Annotated in this window: 14 protein-coding genes; 10 read left to right on the top strand and 4 right to left on the bottom strand. The window is 48.8% G+C overall.

All coding sequences use genetic code 11. The features are described from left to right. Nucleotides 1-35 precede the first annotated feature (35 nt). Complete coding sequence (locus tag QOL74_RS09110; protein ID WP_283409150.1) at nucleotides 36-1,790, bottom strand: sensor histidine kinase; 1,755 nt, start codon at nucleotides 1,788-1,790, stop codon at nucleotides 36-38. 359 nt (nucleotides 1,791-2,149) lie between these two features. Between QOL74_RS09110 and QOL74_RS09105 the strand changes: the two genes are divergently transcribed. From QOL74_RS09105 to QOL74_RS09075, 7 genes are all read left to right on the top strand, one after another. After that, complete coding sequence (locus QOL74_RS09105; RefSeq protein WP_283409149.1) at nucleotides 2,150-2,527, top strand: hypothetical protein; 378 nt, start codon at nucleotides 2,150-2,152, stop codon at nucleotides 2,525-2,527. A gap of 395 nt (nucleotides 2,528-2,922) precedes the next feature. After that, nucleotides 2,923-3,684: a hypothetical protein gene (locus tag QOL74_RS09100; protein WP_283409148.1), complete on the top strand. Its 762-nt coding sequence runs from the start codon at nucleotides 2,923-2,925 to the stop codon at nucleotides 3,682-3,684. Between the two features lie 217 nt (nucleotides 3,685-3,901). After that, the gene (locus tag QOL74_RS09095; protein ID WP_283409147.1) at nucleotides 3,902-4,261 is read left to right on the top strand and encodes a DUF4870 domain-containing protein; all 360 of its coding nucleotides are present in this window, start codon (nucleotides 3,902-3,904) and stop codon (nucleotides 4,259-4,261) included. 124 nt (nucleotides 4,262-4,385) lie between these two features. Next, a complete protein-coding gene (locus QOL74_RS09090) occupies nucleotides 4,386-5,657 on the top strand; it encodes a copper amine oxidase N-terminal domain-containing protein (RefSeq protein WP_283409146.1) in 1,272 nt (423 codons plus the stop codon). A gap of 191 nt (nucleotides 5,658-5,848) precedes the next feature. After that, on the top strand, nucleotides 5,849-6,328 hold the full coding sequence (locus QOL74_RS09085) for a COG2426 family protein (protein WP_283409145.1): 480 nt from the start codon (nucleotides 5,849-5,851) through the stop codon (nucleotides 6,326-6,328). A 268-nt stretch (nucleotides 6,329-6,596) separates the two neighbouring features. Beyond that, complete coding sequence (gene galU / locus QOL74_RS09080) at nucleotides 6,597-7,487, top strand: UTP--glucose-1-phosphate uridylyltransferase GalU (RefSeq protein ID WP_283409144.1); 891 nt, start codon at nucleotides 6,597-6,599, stop codon at nucleotides 7,485-7,487. A 71-nt stretch (nucleotides 7,488-7,558) separates the two neighbouring features. Next, the gene (locus tag QOL74_RS09075) at nucleotides 7,559-9,304 is read left to right on the top strand and encodes an ArnT family glycosyltransferase (RefSeq protein WP_283409143.1); all 1,746 of its coding nucleotides are present in this window, start codon (nucleotides 7,559-7,561) and stop codon (nucleotides 9,302-9,304) included. 161 nt (nucleotides 9,305-9,465) lie between these two features. Here the strand turns inward: QOL74_RS09075 and QOL74_RS09070 are convergent, their stop codons facing one another. The 3 genes from QOL74_RS09070 to QOL74_RS09060 all read right to left on the bottom strand — a co-directional run bounded on the left by QOL74_RS09070 (nucleotide 9,466) and on the right by QOL74_RS09060 (nucleotide 14,850). Beyond that, nucleotides 9,466-12,006: an S-layer homology domain-containing protein gene (locus tag QOL74_RS09070; protein WP_283409142.1), complete on the bottom strand. Its 2,541-nt coding sequence runs from the start codon at nucleotides 12,004-12,006 to the stop codon at nucleotides 9,466-9,468. Nucleotides 12,007-12,063: 57 nt separating this feature from the next. Then, nucleotides 12,064-12,324: a DUF2442 domain-containing protein gene (locus tag QOL74_RS09065; protein WP_283409141.1), complete on the bottom strand. Its 261-nt coding sequence runs from the start codon at nucleotides 12,322-12,324 to the stop codon at nucleotides 12,064-12,066. 66 nt (nucleotides 12,325-12,390) lie between these two features. Then, nucleotides 12,391-14,850 carry a LuxR C-terminal-related transcriptional regulator gene (locus QOL74_RS09060; protein ID WP_283409140.1) on the bottom strand — a complete coding sequence of 820 codons (2,460 nt, stop codon included), beginning with the start codon at nucleotides 14,848-14,850 and terminating at the stop codon, nucleotides 12,391-12,393. A 406-nt stretch (nucleotides 14,851-15,256) separates the two neighbouring features. Here QOL74_RS09060 and QOL74_RS09055 point away from each other — a divergent pair, with 406 nt between their 5' ends. From QOL74_RS09055 to QOL74_RS09045, 3 genes are all read left to right on the top strand, one after another. Next, nucleotides 15,257-16,261, top strand: a complete 1,005-nt coding sequence (locus QOL74_RS09055) for a glycosyltransferase family 2 protein (RefSeq protein ID WP_283409139.1) — start codon at nucleotides 15,257-15,259, stop codon at nucleotides 16,259-16,261. Continuing rightward, a complete protein-coding gene (locus QOL74_RS09050; protein ID WP_283409138.1) occupies nucleotides 16,258-16,656 on the top strand; it encodes a GtrA family protein in 399 nt (132 codons plus the stop codon). The genes QOL74_RS09055 and QOL74_RS09050 overlap by 4 nt, the downstream gene beginning before the upstream one ends. Nucleotides 16,657-16,820: 164 nt before the next feature. After that, nucleotides 16,821-18,314 (top strand): sensor histidine kinase, encoded by a 1,494-nt coding sequence (locus tag QOL74_RS09045; protein ID WP_283409137.1) that lies wholly within the window; start codon nucleotides 16,821-16,823, stop codon nucleotides 18,312-18,314. Nucleotides 18,315-18,319: the final 5 nt, after the last annotated feature.

Raw genomic sequence — 18,319 nt, 5'->3', positions numbered from 1 at the left:
GACAATCTGTTGTCCTATACCTGCCGGCATCGGGTTTACAGTTGGGCGGCAGACATCCTGGGGTTGACAGGGACCGCCTCCTTCACTGGTATGCTGGCATGAATATGAAACCCGCTTCCCGGAGCGGCGCCGAAGGTAACCTGACCTCCCAGACGGGCCAGGCGGGTGCGCATTCCAGAGAGGCCCACGCTTTCTTCAATCACCGGGCAGCCCCGGCCATTATCAATGGCATAAATTTCCAGTTCTTCTGGATGATATCGTAAGAAAAGATGCAAGGTAGAGGCTTGGCCATGCTTTACCGCATTGGTGACAGCCTCCTGACAGAGCCGGTAAACGGCTTCATTTTGCAAAGGGTTCAGAGGATAGGGGTTGCCGTGGCAGTTCACATCCAGAGAAAGAGCACTGCTCTCCAGGCTCATGATGGCTTCAACCAGGTTGGGAATGTCGGCGCTGGTGCTGCCAGCCAGAGAATGATGCAAATCAGAAAGGCTGTTGAGCAGCAGTTCCCTGGCCTGGTGAAGCTTTTCATCAACTCCTGCCGGGGATTCCTCCAACAGGGCCAGCTCCAGCGTTCCCATGACAACGGTGAGGCTGTGGCCTACAATATCATGCACATTTTGAGAAACAGCGGCGCGGGCACGAAACATGGCCAGCGCCTTTTCTTTTTCCATTAAGGCCATCAGCTCCTGGTGGATACTGTCCAGCATTTCCCGGGAGGCCTCCAGGCTTTGCTGTAGTTGTGTCATTTCCCGAATATCAATGAACGACAGCACCTGGCTGCCCGCTGCCAGGGAGGCCATCCGCCACTTATACACCGACTGCTGCCAGGGCGTCACCAGTGAAGGTTGATTTTCTGGGGGCTGGGTAATGAAGGCTGTGAGAGCTGTCTGGTGATGGGGAGCGCTCTCTCCAAAAAGGTGATCTGGCAGGGCGCTCAGGTGCATGGCGGGGTGCAGCCAGGGAAAAGTTTCTTCAGCCAGCCAGTTCATGTCAAGAATTTGCTGCTGATCATCAACCACAATAATGCCCTGATCAATGTGCTGGTAAAGATGGCGGTAGGAGAGGGGCACGATATCCAGAAAATTGTATTTGATGGCGGGAATGGCAAAAAGGGTCATAGACAGGGCCATGGCAATGGGCGTGACATCAAAGGGGCGAAAGGGAAAAATCCAGGGAATGTCGGTGAACTTAAAGGTAATGTAGTAAAAGTTCACAAAAAGGGGCACGATGGCCAGCATGGAAAACAGCCGGCTGATGACCCGCTTTTTTCGGTGAAAGCTGGGTTCAAAGGAGCGGCGCACCAGTAGGATCATGCCTGCAACAATGTACAGGTAGAGAATGATCTGACTGGGCAGGAAAAAAAGGCCAAACCGGGTGCGTTCATAAGTGAAGACCCGGTAGAACTGCATGTGCCAGGGGTTGGTCACCACCAGCAGAAAACTGATGATGGGGTGAACCAGCAACGCGGCCATCTTTTTTTTGCCTGGCAGGGGATGACCAGCGTAAAGCAGGGCGAAAAGGAGAATGGCAAATCCCAAAAACTGCACCCCGAAATACTGCACCACCACACAGAGCCATCGCAGGGGGACGTTGGGAGTCACCGTTTTTAACACTTTGGAGACTGTCCACAGGAGTAACAGCCCCAGAATGGACAGATAGGCCAATAAAAGAGGTGATTTTTTTGACCTGTAGTAAAAATAAAAGGCTACCAGCAACATGACCACAGAGGCAATCAGGTTGGATGACAAAATAGTATATTTTCCAAAGGCTTGAGCAGGGGTAAAGGTCATGATTCACCTCGAGACAGTCATGAATTATCAGAGAATGTGGGAACATTGCTGACGATTCATGACTATTTTTGTGCCGAAAAGCACTTCCGGCATGACTGTTAAAAGGGTCATAATAGTAACCAAATTATAATACAAAAAATCTGAAAATGACAGCGTGGCAATAAAAGTCAGCCAACAATGAAGCTGTTCACCCAGAATAAAGCTGCCCACCCGGAATGAAGCTGTCCAACCAGTTCGAGTGGCGTATTGGCCATCAGGGAACAGTGACTTCCTCAAACGGCGAAGAAGGATGCTATCGATGACAAGGGGCTAAGGCGGGGAGTTCATGCAAAGAAACGGGGAGGGGTGATCCTGTCATCATGAGTACATTTCATATTAAAAAAAATCCATCAGGACGCTTCTACTTTGTTTTTCACGGTCACGAAAGCTCCCGGGATGACACGGCATTCAGCATTGCCTCCAAAAGCTACACCGACCGGGCCCAGCTGGAAGAGAGCATTGTGCAGCTCCGTAAGTTCAGTGATCTGTCAGAAATCATTGTCAAGGATCAATGTCTCCAATACCCTTGCTTTGCTGTGAGAGAAGACGAGCAGCACCGTTTCTATTTTCATGTGTTTGGGCTGAAGGGAGATTTGGTCATGACCAGCCAGCCATTTTCAAGCTGGGAAGTGTGCCTTGAAGGCGTTCAAATCATTAAGAAAAAAGCCAGAGAATCAAAAGTTTTGGATCTGACATGAAGGGCCAGATATGAAGACCATATGTGAAGGAGCAGGCATGAAAGACCTGGTATCAGGTGAAGAAAACCAGAGAGAGCGAGCAACATCCATTTCGCAAAAGTAGTTTTCATAAGTTGAGAAAACAAGTGGAGGATAGGAGGTGAGGGAGATCTGACAAATGGAAGCGATGATTCATTTACAGAAGTCATCGAACAAGAAATCGTGTTGCAGTTTTCGAATAAGAAATCGAGTTGATGTCATCGAATAAGAAATTGCGTTGACGTCTTTGCAAAAAGAGTTCGCATGACTGGATGAGAGAAGGTATGAAGGAATCAAATGAAAGAATCAAAATAAGGAATCAAAAAATGGAATTAATGCGAAATTAAGATTGATACGAAACTAAGGAGGTTTTCATCATGTTCAACCGAAAAGGCAACAAACAATGGCAGTACCTGATGGCAGTAGTGCTGGCAGTAACCCTGGTGCTGACAGGTTGCGGTGGCTCCCAGTCGTCGCAGCCGACAGCACCACAGGGAGAACAGACAAAGGAGATTGCACCGGAAGCCGCCACTGAAGGAGCTGCCGGCCAACAGTCCAGCAATCAGGAAGCTGCACCGGCCACAGGTGGTGACGACAGGGACAGTGTGATTGCCAGCCTGTCAGCCAAAGCCTTCCCCACAGAAATGAGCTATGAAATGACCTATGGGAGTGAGGGCGAAACCATAACCAGTAACATTTGGGTCAAAGGCGACAAAAGTCGGGTGGAAGGCACCAACCCCATGGAAGGAAGCTTTCTTATCATCGAAGACGGCACGTACTCTTATATCCTCCAGCCGGATGAGATGACAGGTATACGCATGGAATATGAAGATGATGATTTCTATGACGATGACGATGATTACTTCGATGACGACTTGATTGACGGAGAGTATGACTGGGAGGGAATGATCTTTAAAGGGGTGGAATCTCTCAATGGAGTGCGCACCTATGTGTTTCACGATACTGGTGACAACATGACCCTGTGGGTACATGCAGACTATGGTTTCCCCATTCGCATGGAAGGAAATGAAGATGGTTATGAATACTATATGGAAATCACCAACCTGAAAGTTGGTGGCATCTCTGACGCTCTCTTTGTGGTACCCGATGGCTATGACATCATGGAGCTTGGCTGGTAAGCAGCAGGAGGCAAACAGGAGAACAGGCACCAGGTAAAGGCTGATTTCAAAGATTAACGACAAATGAATGGCTGCGAATCATAGATGTTAACCCGAAAGACTAATCGCAACTGCGAATCACAGATGCTCATGATGCATAAAAATGCCAAAGGCTTGCAAAAGTCGCTCACCACAGATTTAATCAACAGACAATGATATGAGAGAAAGGATGAATCAAATGAACGAAGAAAGCAACAATACAACTATCATGCCCAAATCATCCCTGGGGATGGACGAGAATGTGGCAGCCCTGTTAGCCCACGTGTTTGGCATTGTCTCAGGCATTCTCTTTTTAGTGCTGGAAAAAGAGAGTCGGTTTGTGAAATTTCACGCCATGCAAGCCATTTTACTCACCATTGTCAGTATGGTGGTCTACACTGTGCTGGGGCTGATTCCTGTGATCGGTTGGATTGTGGGGCTCTTTATGCCACTGGTTTTCCTGGTTGCGTGGATCATACTGTTGGTCAAAGCCTACAAACATGAATGGTTTAAGCTGCCGGTGATTGGTGATATTGCCGAAAAACAGGCAAAAGTGTAACTCATTATCCTGTTATCCTGTAAAAACATCAGCTTGATGAATCATCAGTTTGCGAAACATCAGCATGCTGAATCGGTTGAGAAAAGAAGAACATACTAAACCGTAAGAACGAGGAGGAAAAATATTGAATAGAAACTGGTTTAAGAAGGGTTTGACAGGGTTCGTTCTCATGGCACTCATCCTGATGGCCATGACGCTTTCCGCATCGGCGGACACCCAGGCCATTGAAGGGCTGTGGGTGCGAAATGATGGGCAGGTTCTTCACATTACAGGAGATGAAGGGTTTTTTCACGAAATCAACAACTCGGCTTGGAGCAACTATCCTGTGACAGTGGGAGATCAACAATTGCGAAATATTGTCAGCAACGGTGAGAACGAGTGGACCCTTGATTCACTGGGGTATTTTCAGCAGGCAGGGAACCGTCGCGTGGCATGGTCAGAAACAGCCACACTCACCCTTCGGGAAGATGGCCAGTCAATGGTGATCAACTCCATCACTGTCCATCCTTTTACTGAGAAAACTCAAAGAGGCACCGCCATCTACCAGCGCCTGGGCGACGCACCGGCACCGGTGGAAGAAGCGGAACCCATTCTGCCAGTCATAGAACCCGTTGAAGAAGAACCAGAACTGGCCCAACCCGTTATTGAACCTGTGGAGGAGGAAACGGCACAGCCGGTTCAGCCCGTCACGGAGCCAGGTGACAGCAACAATGAAGTCTTTGACTCCGGTGTGCGAATGGGATGGTCCCGTGCCGCCAATGCGTTGGGATACCGGGTGTTTCGTTCCACCAGTCGGGATGATCTGGGTATCTCTGTCACTGATTTTTACATCACCGCCACACGGTTTGTGGACGTGAATGTGGCACCGGATACCGAGTACCACTACATCGTGTTGCCGGTGCTGGCAGAAGCAAGACCACTGGAAGGCATTGATGAGCTGCTGGGAGACGCCGTCGCCAAATTCTCCAGAAGAACCGGCACCAAGATCACTCACGTGGGCAGTGAAAAAAGCTTTAATATTTTGCAGCTGGACAACCCCATCATGATTGTCAACGGTGTGAACCAGGAAATCGACCCGGGCCGGGGCACCACCCCCATCGTCATTTCCGGGCGAAGCATGGTGCCCATTCGGGCCATTGTGGAAGCCATGGGTGGCAATGTGGGCTGGGAAGGCAGTGAAAGCAAAATCAGTCTGAACGCACGGGGACAGTCGGTGGAAATGTGGCTCAACGGAAAAGAAGTGCGACGCAACGGAGCCTCTGCCCAAATGGATGTGGCACCTGTTTCCCAGGGCGGGCGCACCTTTGTACCCGTACGGTTTGCATCAGAAAACCTGGACGCCAAAGCCGACTGGATCAACAGCACCCGCGAAATTGTCATTGTGTACACCAAATAATCTGTCTGAAGCGCCAATCTCCGGGTTGGCGCTTTTCAGTACTTTTAAGTAGAAAATCCTGAAAAAGCATGATACAATGAGCCTGGAACTGTATCATGTTCATCGATTAATCAAACCGCGGGACTCCACCGGCGGCTTTTTCACTGAAAAGAAACAACCTACCAACAGAAGAACGGAGCGCTGAACCTCACATGGAACATCTATTCACATGGATACGGAATGAATTTCTGGTTTTTTTCATGGCGGCCCTGCCCATCATTGAACTGCGGGGGGCCATTCCCTTTGGCCTCTCTCTGGGCTTTTCCCCCTGGCACGCATTTTTCATCAGCCTGGCAGGCAGCCTGCTGCCGGTACCCTTTATTGTTTTTGGAATCCGACCTGTTTTTGACATGCTATCGCGGCTGCATCCCCTGCTGGACCGGTTGATCCACGGCCTTACCAGCCGTACCATGGCCAAGGGAGAACGGGCCCGGCGATTTGGCTTCATCGGACTGATTTTTCTGGTGGCCATTCCCCTGCCTGGCACCGGTGTCTGGACGGGCTCACTGGCGGCGGTGCTGCTGAACCTGCGATTCAAGCTGGCTTTTCCCGCCATTTTCATCGGCAACGTGATTGCAGGTCTGCTGGTACTCTCCGGCAGTACCGGATTACTTCGGTTGTTTCAATCATAGAGACAAGAGACACTTCAGAGATAAGAGACACTTCTTTTTAAGCATGTCGGGGAAGACAAGGGAGTTCCTGTCAGCAGGGATCATCACCGAAAGCAGAGGTGTCACAACCTTAATAACTGCGACAACTGTGACAGATGTCACAAGTGTTACAAGGTTTCTCAAAAAGGGTAGCCATTGGATATGAGTCAGTTGCCGCCAGAATTTCTGAGAGTCAAGTGAAGTCAACAGGCAGGCAGCGTTAAACAGAACCCATAAGGAGTGAAGCGCCATGATTGTTAAAAAAGCCATTATACCGGCAGCGGGTCTGGGCACCCGATTTCTGCCGGCCACCAAGGCCCAGCCCAAGGAAATGCTTCCCATTGTGGATAAACCCACCCTGCAGTATATCATTGAAGAAGCGGTGGCTTCCGGTATTGAGGAAATTCTAATCATCACCGGCCGCAACAAACAGTCCATTGAGGATCATTTTGACAAGTCCATTGAACTGGAGCTGGAGCTGGAAAAAAAGGGGAAGGATGAACTCCTAAAAACCGTGCAGCAGATCTCTGAAATGGTGAATATCCATTACATTCGCCAGAAAGAACCCAAGGGGCTGGGGCACGCCATTTACTGCGCCAGAAGCTTCATAGGCAATGAACCCTTTGCCGTGCTGCTGGGAGATGACATCGTCGATGCAAAAACCCCCTGCCTGGCCCAGATGATTCAAATCTACAACGAGTACAAGACCACCGTATTGGGCGTGCAGGAAGTGCCCGAATCTGAGGTGGACAAATACGGCATTATCGAAGGCAAGTGGATTGAAGACCGGGTGTACAAGGTGAAAGACCTGGTGGAAAAACCCGCAGTGGATGAAGCTCCCACCAATGTGGCCATTTTGGGCCGCTACATTATCAGTCCTCAGATTTTTCCCATTCTGGAAAACACCCAACCGGGCAAAGGCGGCGAAATTCAACTGACAGATGCCCTGCGCACCCTGGTACGTCAGGAAGCCATGTATGCCTATATCTTTGAAGGCACCCGGTATGATGTGGGAGACAAATTGGGATTCCTCCAGGCCACAGTGGAATTTGCCCTGAAGCGGGAAGACCTGAAGGAACCCTTTATGAAATACCTGAAAAAACTGACCCAGGAACAGGGCTTCTGCGATATTGAAGCATAATATATGAAGCATGACATATCAAGTATGATTCGCATGTGATGAAACAGGCACTTTTCGATGGAGGCAATCCCATGAAAACCAGCAAAAGCGTTGACGGGCAGCAGCAGGCTCTCCGACCCATTCAGCACAAACATCTTCAGAATAACCCCTTTCAATGGCTGGACCGTTGGCCGGTGACCCCCGTGGTGACCGGTGCTTTTGCGTTTTTTGTCAGTCTCATCATTATACTGGGGATTTTTGAACGGGGGCCCTTGCTGCTGGAATACCCCGCCACCCTGTTTCTCTTCTGGTCGCTGTTCACGGCGGCGGCTTTTACGCTGCTCTTTTGGGGCATTGAAAAGATATCCTGGCTCCACCGGCCCTTTGTGTTTCCAGTGCTGGTGACCGGGCTGGCGGCGGCTCCCCGGTTTGTGTGGATGCGGCTGGTGGAAACCACCCCCCTCTGGGATTTTGCCCGTTACCTGAACTATGCCCGATCCATTGTGGGAGGCGATCCCGGGGCCATTGCCCAGATTCGGGGGGTCTTTCCCCACCTTACCGGCTATCCTCTGGTACTGTCCTGGGTGATGCAGATTTTCGGCACAGAAACGGCAGTGGCCCGGTGGTTTAATTTCTTTTGTACCCTTATGACAGTGCTCCTTCTATATGAACTGGGAAAACGGGCTTTCTCTCCCCGGGTGGGCCGGGGGGCGGCCCTCCTGTTTGCCCTGTGGCCGGGGCAGATTTATTACAGCAATGTGCTGGGGGCAGAGCATCTGTTCACCATGGTGCTCATGGGCGTGTTGCTTCTTTTCGTCATGGCCATCCATCATGAATCGGGGGCAGGGTTGGCGCCCAAAGCGTGGACACTGGCCCTGGCTGCAGGGACACTCCTCTCGCTGGCCCATGTGGTGCGGCCGGTGGCATCTTTGCTGTTTCCCGCCTTTTTGCTTTATTTATGCCTGAAACCCTTTGATGGAGAGTTGCAGGGCCGAGGCATACGTGGCATACAACATTTGGAAAATGGGCGTCCCGACACGTTTGAAAGCCATCTTGCATCGGATGATGTATTGGACGATGTTCAGGAGGAGGCCGCTGCCGAAAGGCCAGTGAATTCGAAAAGGAACCCGCGGCCCGTCTGGCAGCAGATTCTTCTGAGACGGGGAGCCGTGCTGGCGCTGTTGTTGGCCGGTTTTCTACTGACCCTCACCACCCTCAACGCCATTTATGAACCCCGGGTGCTGGTGCCCCTGGGAAAAACCGGTGCCGGCTTCAACCTTTATGTGGGAACCAACCAGGCCTCCCGGGGCATGTGGAGTGCCGATGACTGGGCCATTATTGAGGAATATAATTATGACTTTGACCGCATTCATGAAGAAGCCTGGCGTCGGGGAATGGAACGTATTCAGGAAGATTACCGGGATTTCTGGTTGTTGGTGGAGCGAAAATTCGCCATTCAGTGGGCGGTTTCCGATTATGGGTTTTACTGGGGGATGCTGGAGCTGGACCGGGTAACGGCAGTGAGTCTGTGGGCGGAAGAATACCGACAGGAACTGCAGGTACTTTCCCAGGTGCACTACTTAAACCTCATGTGGCTTACCCTGGCGGGGCTGTGGCTCACCCGGCAGCGCCGGCAGGCCACCTTCAACGCCTTCATTGCCATTTTATTCTTCGGCTTCATTGCCATGCATGTGCTCATTGAAGTGCAGTCACGGTATCACCACAGCCTGGTGCCCCTCTTCATGCTTTCCGCTGCTTATGGGGGCGGGCTGCTTCTTGACCGCATGTCCAGTCAGCTGAAAGAACAGGCTGTCGGCAAGCAAGCTTCCGTCAAATAAACGAAACCCACTACAAAGGAGGCTTATGCCAAGATTCACATAAGCCTCCTTCTGGGTCAAAGCACACGTTCAAACGTGTTTTTAATCATGCGATTCAATAGAAAGATGATACTAACACGCTTAGAAATTGGATTTGCATAAACCAACAGGCGATTGCAGCGTTATTTGAGTGCTTTACAAATAACGGTTGCTGCTTCTGCGCGGGTGGCAATTCCTGAAGGTCTAAAGGTGTTATCAAGATAGCCGCTCATTAGATTATTGTGGGTAGCGGCAATTACCCAATTGGTTGCCCATGTGTTGATATCAGCGCGATCACTGAAGGTTAGTTCTCCAATGGCTGCGGTCAGTTTAGCCGCTTTCACTATCATTACAGCCATCTGTTCACGGGTTATCAAGTCATCAGGGCCGAATTCCTGACCATTATACCCCTGAACAATGCCATGGGCTGTTGCTATAGCAATATAATCTTTTGCCCAGTGGTCAGTGGTATCGTCAAATAAAATTTCGTGTTCTCCCTTTAAATGAAAGGCTTTAACTAAAATGGTGACAAATTCTGAACGGGTTATGTGGTTTTCTGGCCTGAAGGTGTTGTCAGGATAACCGCCTACAGCATTCATGTTCACTAGACAATTGATGCTTTCTTCAGCCCAGTGATGGTTAATATCAGTCAATACCGGCACTTCAATATCAGTCGGTACCGGCACGTTAGTGTCAGGCAGTATGGGGTTTGCGGGTAAAATTGCCTTTTTCTCAACTGTTATAACAGCAAAGTAGCCGGTTTTTTGGGTTTCACCGCTTACGGTTCCTTTCTTTTCATCAACCATAACATGATCAAGCTCTATCCATTCATGAAGCTTTTCGTCATAACGATAAATGGAGAGAGTGCTTTTTTCAAGATCTACTGCTGATTGGTTAAACGGCAGCGTGGCTATGACAGGTTTGAGAAAGTTACCAGGAGGGTTGACTGTTAACTTAATGATCTTGCCAAGTATAAAGCTGCTGTCTGGTGCAGCAAATTTATCGCTGCCAAAGACTTCTATCGCTCCTCTGCATTGAGCATTTACTGCCTTGGGAGGAATATCAAATTTTGCCCCAAACGCTTCAAGTATTGAACCATTTGGGGAAATTAAATGCCCTGGAAGGCTTCCGCTTTGATCATTGCTACTTTCGCCTTGGTTATTACTGTCACCACTGGTCACGGGGAATACGGCTGTGACGACTCCTGAATCAACTGCATTCGTCACTTGTTCTGCTCCCGAAACGGTAAAGAAATTTTCAGATACACCTGTTAAAGTATAGCCTGCTTTTGGTGTTAAGATAATAGTTGCAGTGTATACAGTACTGGATTTAAAAGGGTTATCTGCCGGATTCCATGTAACGATTCCAGTATACTGTTGGGTTTCAGGAATACTGGTTACCGGAATCTGGTTTTTTATGGGTACGGTGACCCCTGGAATTGCCATGAGATCTGCAATGTGGGCTTCATTGGTCAGGCTAAATGGTAAACTGCCTACCCCATAGACACTGGCCGTAACGCTGTAGGTGCCTATTGTGCTGTTGGCTGTTGCATTTACACTGGCAAGGCCGCCTACTCCAATGGCAGTGGGATTAAGGTCAAAGGTGCAGCCTGCTCCTGATGAGGGGGCAGTGAAAACTGCTTTACCCCCTTCAACCGGTGCTAAAGGATCATTGGATACGATGGTTAATGCTAAAGGCGCAGTAAACTCTGTATTAATGAATGCTGCTTGGGGGGTGCCGGTATGCGAGCCAAACGTAAAACCCTGGGATTCGAAAGCGCCGATGTCATAAAGACCCACACGGTCTAAACCTCTGGCGTCTGTAGACGGGGCACCTGTAGAGGTGCCGGCATCAATGGCCGGACTGCCGGGCAGAAGGGGAATTGTTTTTACTGGTCCGCCGTAATCTCCCAGTGTCCCCAGCAGGGGATCCACATCCATATTGTCGCTGCCTCCATATCCTCCTTCTATGATACTGTTTTTGACTGTAGCTGTTGAACCGCCGGAACGTATACTGCCGCCGGAATTATTCCATATGATGCAGTTTGTAATGGTGGGATTGGAGGCATTCAGCCAAATTGTACCCAAATTAGCAGCAGACGAATTATTGCTGAAGGTGCAGTTGGTAATGGTTGGGTGGGAACTCACAACATAAATGGCACTACCGTCATTGGTGGCTGAATTGTTGTTAAAGTTGCAGTTGATGATACTAGAGGTGGAACCAAAAATAAAAAGGGCACCACCACTATTAGCAGCTGAATTGTTGTTGAAAGTGCAGTTAATCAAATTCAAATTGCCAGGTCCTTCCATACCAGCTCCACTATCTGCAAAACCATCAGCCAAAGTCAGGTTTTTCAAGGTCAAGTCTCCCGTGAAAGTCGGCTGATACTTTATAACTCTGCAAGCGTTATTGCCACTGATAGTAATCGTGCTATCGCCACCGTCAATGGTCAGCGTCTTATTAATGAAAAGCTCTGATGTAAGTGTAATTGTGCCATTTAGGCCGGATTGAAATAAAATAGTGTCTCCATCAGCAGCGTCTGCGATAGCCTGCCGCAGAGAGCCTGCGCCGCTGTCATTCAAATTCGTAACGGTGAAGCTAATAGCGCTGACTGGCTGAATGCAAGTAAATATGGGCATAATCAAAAATGCGACAATTAGAAAGATTTTTATCCGTAAACGCATTTGGTGATACCTCCTCTTATTTTGATACTATAGTTTAATTCCGTCAGTCTTCATGTTTCAGCTCCTGGTATAATCAGGAATAATTTCTTCGATGTTCAGTGTCACTAGATAAACCCCCTTATTCCATTCCAGATGAGTAGGAAATACATCTAATTGCATCCACACATCCATGTCCTTTAAAGAGCTGAACCGAAGCTGGTTTAATAACTGCTCCATGGAGTATTCTATTTCTTTGCCGTTTTCTAGTATAATGCTTAAGGTGTAATCATGCTTTGGGGTTACGCTTTGAAAAAAAGTATGCACGGACAAAACCTCCATAGAAAAATCCTCCATTAAATATAGAGGATTTTTCTATTTGGCACCATCTACCAAAAAGACGTATTTTTAGGACAATAACTTCATCTCTGCTGCCTTTTGGAGGGCGTCGCTTTTTTTATTAATGTTAAGTTTTCTATAGATGTTTTGGGTGTGTGACTTTATCGTGCCTGTAGATAGAAACATTTTTTCAGCGATCTCTTTACGGCTAAGCCCCTTGGCTATCAGCTTTAATACCTCGATTTCCCGAAGGGAAAGGGGGTGCATATAGACTGATGGCCCAGCAAAAACTGAGGCATATGTAGCACAGAGTTCAATCAGATGGCAGACATAAACCATATCCAGGCAGTCCTCTTTGCTGATATTCTGAAGCAGCGGCAGTAGATTTGCACCGTTTTCTACGAAAGGTGTCACAATGCTATCTGCCTGCCCGATACTTAGCGCGCTGCACAGATGCTCTCTCGCCTTCTTGCTGTCGCCTTGCTTGTAAATGGCAATGGAAAGATGAATGAAGTTATGAATATATCCCAATTGATTGTGAAAAACATCAAAATAGGGACTGAAAGTTTCGCATAAGGCCTCGGCTCTTACCCAGTCCTGTAATAGTATTAATATTTTTCCGTAGACAACATAGGAAAACACCAAGCCCTGAAACAAAAGGGTATTAACGGACATATCCCCATCTGTGATCCAACGGGGGATTTTTTTGATTTCACCAGTACAGGCATAAAAATAGCCTAGACACAGATCGTAGGTATCCAGAAGAATAATCTCTGTGTTGGAATCCACTTCGTCAGCCAGATTACCCAGCAATAGAAGTGCTTCGGAGTACTTGTCTTGAACTATATAGAGGCGAGCAAGAGTCAGTGTAGCACAGACTACCAATGAGGTTTGGCTTTTGGTTTTTGCTTTATAAATGGCCTTGAAAGCGTAATCTTCCACAGCATCAAAGTTCCCAGTTTCCAATGCATATTCTGCTAAGCAGAGAGCGTCAGCACCCATGCCGGCACCCCCTGACAGTTTAGCGTACTTTTCAAAGGAAAGCCCCGACGTTTTTTTGTATGTCCCCGCCTCTTTGTAATAGATAAACGTAAAATGGGGACTGCCAAATGAAAATGGACCCTGATAGTTGGAGATGGTGGAAACACCGCCATCTAAAAGAGTAAGAGCAGTTTCTATATGGGCTATCATAACCTCGGCGTCATTAAATGCAAGAAACATTTTAATCAAATGGATTCCCGCCTGAATTTCCATGGTATGTTTTTGGCCTGGCTTCTTTTCGGGCAGATCTTTTTCAAATTGTTTCAAAAGAGTAAAACCTCTGTTCCCATCGCCCGAAATAACGAAAAGGAGAATGAATTTGAGGTAAGCCATAGGATGTCTGTCTTTCTGTTGCTGCGGGATTGTATCAAAATACTGAAGAAGCATTGGTCTGTCGCTTGCGTTGATATATAATGCAGGCCTTTCCAAGACCTCAAGCAGCGTATCATACGCTGCTCCCTGAACCAAATAACGGAAAGCTTGCGTGTAATCCTGCTTGTCAAGATACCATTTTCCTGCACGATGGTAAATTTCTTTTGTTTCGAAACCACGGCGAAGGGTTTCTTCGTTTAAAAATCGACTAAACACATTATGTATCGTGTAGACACCCGTTGCTGCATCCCACTCTATAAATGCATTTTCCCTATAAAGATTCTTAATGATCGTGTGAATTTTTTTTATCCCCGTAGCCTTTTCAGCTAAATCTACTGTAAAAGTGTCTAGGGTTGCTAAAGCACAAAGGGCTATTTTTGTTTCTTCATCATACAATTCATAAATGGTTGTTTTTATAAGTTCCTGTACGGTCGTTATGTTTTTCAAAGGGATCCCGCTTTTTAGTCCTCTGTAAATTAAGTATAGTGCTGATATCCAACCACCTGCAATGCTTTGGATATGGCAGATGTCTGTCTTTTTCAGCGGGAAATTCATGAGGGAAAAATAACACTGCGTATCTTTATCAGAAAAACGAAAAATATTCGTATCAATATGAATCGCCAAATGCTTTACGATTAGCTCTGGTAGGTTTATTTTAGGCAAGTGACGGCTAATAATAACTAGATGGAAGTTGGGTATTTCGCTTTTGACGATAGCTTCCAAGAGCCGATTGAGTTGGTCGTTTTCAGCATAATGATAGTCATCGAGCACTAGACAATAATCTTCATCGAGAGAATTGGCCATAAGCGTCTCAATCACGCGGGCAGTTTGAATACTGTCCTTGGGGAAACCTAATCCATGCAAATCAGCACCCAGTTTCTTAAAATCCTCAGCTATTTGCTGGGTTAGACGATTCCAAAAACACCCACAGTTAACAGCATCCTCACGAAGGCACAACCACCTATACCGGGCATGGCCTTTTCGGAAAAATTCACGTAAGGCCGTTGTCTTACCATAACCCATGGGTGCAGACACAATAGTGAAAGAGTAGCTAAATATATTTTGAAATATTTCATCTACACGATCCCGTTGCAGTATAATCTGTTTATTGGACATGATGATTCCTCCCAATGAAAGCTTAATGCTATGTATTCCCTAAATATCAATATTTTCCTGCAATTTTTAAAAAATAAAAATCTCAACTTGCACACCATCCTTGAAACCTGTGATGATCTTTCTCAAAATACCAATGTCACAGCTATGGTCTGCAGGTAGCTGCCACTACCCTTGACCCACTTGCAGACGGGCTGCCTGTCAAAAATGGGTGAAAAGGTTTAGTAAAATGCTTAATGGTGTATCTCTCCACTGGACAGAAGCCGACGGTTGCGGTAAGCTGAGAAGGGCAACAACATGAATGTCATTCACAGGTGTTATGAATCGAATCAAGTTGTTGTGAATCAAGTGAACGAAGACTGAAATAAAAAACAGATGGCTGCAGAATACAGCGCAGGGAGCGAAAAACATGACAAAACCCCTGATTTCCATTGTGGTGCCCATGTATAATGAACATGACGTGGCCCGGGAGTGTCACCGGCGCCTCACCCAAATGCTGGAGGACCACCGGGAAACCTTTGCCGGTGAGTTGCTCTATGTCAATGACGGGAGCACTGACGACACTCTTGATATACTGAAAGAACTGGCCGCAACCGATGAGCGGGTACGGGTCATCGGCTTTGCCCGGAATTTTGGTCACCAGATTGCAGTGACTGCCGGCATTCACAAAGCCCGGGGAGAAGCCGTGGCGGTGATCGATGCCGACCTGCAGGACCCGCCGGAGCTGATTCCCCAAATGGTGGTCAAATGGCAGGAAGGCTGGCATGTGGTCTACGGCCAGCGGGAACAGCGGGCTGGGGAAACCTGGTTTAAGCTGGTCACTGCCAAAGGGTTCTACCGCATTCTCAACCGCCTCACCCAGGTGGCCATTCCCATGGATACCGGCGATTTTCGCCTTATGGACCGCCAGGTGGTGGAAGTCTTCAAAAATATGCCGGAGCACAACCGTTTTCTCCGGGGAATGGTGAGCTGGATCGGTTTTCGACAGACCGCCTTCCTTTACCGGCGGGAAGAGCGGTTTGCCGGAGAGTCCAAATACCCCCTTTCCAAAATGCTGCAACTGGCCTTCGACGGCATACTTTCCTTTTCCCATAAACCCGTTTACTGGATTCGCCAGGCAGGGCTGGTGGTGACGGGAGTTGCCAAGGTGTTGCTGCTGGTGTGGGTGATTGCCTGGCTGGCCGGCGGTGATGGCCATCTCTTTTATACCGGGGGGCAAAGCCTGCTGGGGGTGCTGCTGGGCGTAAACCTGCTGGCTTTGGGCATTCTGGGAGAATACCTGGTACGCATTTATGATGAAGTGCGGCGACGGCCCCTTTACACCATTCAGGAAGAATGGCCGGAAGCGGCCCGGCGGCCCGGGCCCCGGGAATGGGAAGCCCGTGCCTTTGGAGAAGGGGAGGAGCTGCCATGAGCCCCCGAATTCGCCACTACACGTCGTACCTGATTTTCGGTGTGGTCACCACGCTGGTGAATCTGCTGATTTATAAGCTTCTCATTGATATGGGCGTGCATTATGCCATCAGTACCACCATTGCCTTCATTGTGGCTGTTTCCGTGGCCTTCTGGACCAACCGGATCTGGGTGTTTCAAAGCCGCAGCCGGGGGATGAAGGCCATTTTTCGCGAAATGACTTCCTTCTTCAGTGTACGCCTGCTCACCTACCTGGTGGATGTGGTCGGCCTGGTGGTGCTCATTGAACTGGTGCATCTGGATGAATTCATCAGTAAACTCTTGGTGAACGGCCTGGTGATTGTACTGAATTATCTTTTGAGCCGCTTTGTGGTCTTCCAGGCCCGGGCAGAGTAATCAGCTGTTAACAATGATTTTCCATGATGAGAGTGAAGACCAAGGGATTTGGCCCGGGCAGCTGATTCCAATCTTGTGTGTTTTTTGTCGAAAAGCTGCCCTTCACCAATCGCTTGATAGACAACCCGTCGCTTGACGAAAGAATCACCAATCGGACAAATGAGATGGATGTACAGGTCGGTGTTTCGTCGGATGGAAGCCTGGTGATACAGGCAGAAGGTAGAAGATGGAAGGTGAAGCCAATGAAGGTGCGTCCGCCGGGGTCATTGTTTCAAAACAGCCTTAAAACCCTGATCACCTTTGTGCTGACCACCGGGTGTGCCGTGTTTGTCAGTTCTCTTGGGGTGGACAAAGAAAGTATGATCATGGTCTTTCTGCTGGGTGTGCTGTTCACCACCGTGTTCACCAGCAGCTATCTGTATGGTATTTTCACCTCTTTTGCCAGCCTGATGATCTTCAATTTCCTTTTCACCGAGCCGCGTTATACGCTGGTGATTTACAGCCGCAATGATATTATCCTGCTGCTTTTTTTTCTTGTCACAGCAGTGGTTTCCGGAATTGTCACTTCCCGGCTGCAGCAACAGATGGAGCTGGCAGCCAGAAATGAACGCACTGCTCAGACGCTTTATCAAATTGCCTCCGGTTTCCTCTCTGTCAGTGGCAATCATTCAATCATCCAGCGGGGCATTTCATACATTCGCACATATGCCGGTTGTGAAAGCAGGGTGACACTCAATCAAGACAGCGGTTTACAGGCAGATTCCCTCTCGTCGGCATCTTCCCGGGAGAGTGCCCGGCCATACAGCCTTGAAAGCGCTGCCGGGCCGCTGGGAACCCTGGAAGTATACCCGCAGCAGCCGATGGAGGAGCAGACAGAGCTCATTATTCAGGCGGTGGCCACCCAGCTGGGGATAGCCCTTGACAGAGAACAGCTATACAACCAACAGGAGAAAACCAGGCTGGCCATGGAAAGCGAACGTCTGCGGGCAGCGCTGCTCCGATCGGTGGCCCATGACCTGAGAAGCCCCCTCACTGCGCTGTTGGGGGCAGGAAGTCTCTTGGCCGATGAGTACCATCATTTGGCAGATGAAGAGCGTCAGCAGCTGGCAAAGGATATCAGCGAAGAAATCATCTGGCTCACCAATCTGGTGGAAAATATCCTGGACATGACACGGATCAATGAATCGCAACTGGTGATCAAAAAGGAAAGTGAAGTGGTGGACGATGTGGTCAGCGAGGCAGTTTCCCATGTGGAACGCTTGCTGCGGGAGCGTCGGTTTTCCGTTTCGCTTCCTGAGGACGTGGTGATGGTACCTATGGATGGCCGGCTGATTGTTCGGGTGCTTATCAATCTACTGGAAAATGCAGTGCTGCACACCCAACCGGCGGCAGAAATCACCCTCACTGTCACTGCCTCAGAAAGAGAACTGGTGGTGACAGTTGCAGATACAGGCGAAGGCATCGATGAGAATCTCCGAGACAGTCTCTTCGACCGGTTTGTCACCCACGACAAAACGGTTTCTGACAGTCGCCGGGGAATGGGGCTGGGCCTTGCCAACTGCAAAGCGCTCGTCGAAGCCCATGGGGGTACCATCGTAGCCGTTCCCAATCATCCCCGGGGATCCCGTTTTGTCTTTACCCTTCCCAGAGGAGTGTGACGACC

The organism is Anoxynatronum buryatiense, from assembly GCF_900182905.1.
Taxonomy (GTDB): domain Bacteria; phylum Bacillota; class Clostridia; order Peptostreptococcales; family Tindalliaceae; genus Anoxynatronum; species Anoxynatronum buryatiense.
The sequence above is the reverse complement of the archived record's forward strand: the minus strand, read 5'-3'. Positions and strand labels throughout refer to the sequence as shown.

Bases quoted from the DNA above. Each gene is read 5' to 3' on its own strand.
- QOL74_RS09110 (WP_283409150.1), bottom strand. From the start codon at position 1,790: ATGACCTTTACCCCTGCTCAAGCCTTTGGAAAATATACTATTTTGTCA.
- QOL74_RS09105 (WP_283409149.1), top strand. From the start codon at position 2,150: ATGAGTACATTTCATATTAAAAAAAATCCATCAGGACGCTTCTACTTT.
- QOL74_RS09100 (WP_283409148.1), top strand. From the start codon at position 2,923: ATGTTCAACCGAAAAGGCAACAAACAATGGCAGTACCTGATGGCAGTA.
- QOL74_RS09095 (WP_283409147.1), top strand. From the start codon at position 3,902: ATGAACGAAGAAAGCAACAATACAACTATCATGCCCAAATCATCCCTG.
- QOL74_RS09085 (WP_283409145.1), top strand. From the start codon at position 5,849: ATGGAACATCTATTCACATGGATACGGAATGAATTTCTGGTTTTTTTC.
- galU (WP_283409144.1), top strand. From the start codon at position 6,597: ATGATTGTTAAAAAAGCCATTATACCGGCAGCGGGTCTGGGCACCCGA.
- QOL74_RS09075 (WP_283409143.1), top strand. From the start codon at position 7,559: ATGAAAACCAGCAAAAGCGTTGACGGGCAGCAGCAGGCTCTCCGACCC.
- QOL74_RS09070 (WP_283409142.1), bottom strand. From the start codon at position 12,006: ATGCGTTTACGGATAAAAATCTTTCTAATTGTCGCATTTTTGATTATG.
- QOL74_RS09065 (WP_283409141.1), bottom strand. From the start codon at position 12,324: ATGGAGGTTTTGTCCGTGCATACTTTTTTTCAAAGCGTAACCCCAAAG.
- QOL74_RS09060 (WP_283409140.1), bottom strand. From the start codon at position 14,850: ATGTCCAATAAACAGATTATACTGCAACGGGATCGTGTAGATGAAATA.
- QOL74_RS09055 (WP_283409139.1), top strand. From the start codon at position 15,257: ATGACAAAACCCCTGATTTCCATTGTGGTGCCCATGTATAATGAACAT.
- QOL74_RS09050 (WP_283409138.1), top strand. From the start codon at position 16,258: ATGAGCCCCCGAATTCGCCACTACACGTCGTACCTGATTTTCGGTGTG.
- QOL74_RS09045 (WP_283409137.1), top strand. From the start codon at position 16,821: ATGGATGTACAGGTCGGTGTTTCGTCGGATGGAAGCCTGGTGATACAG.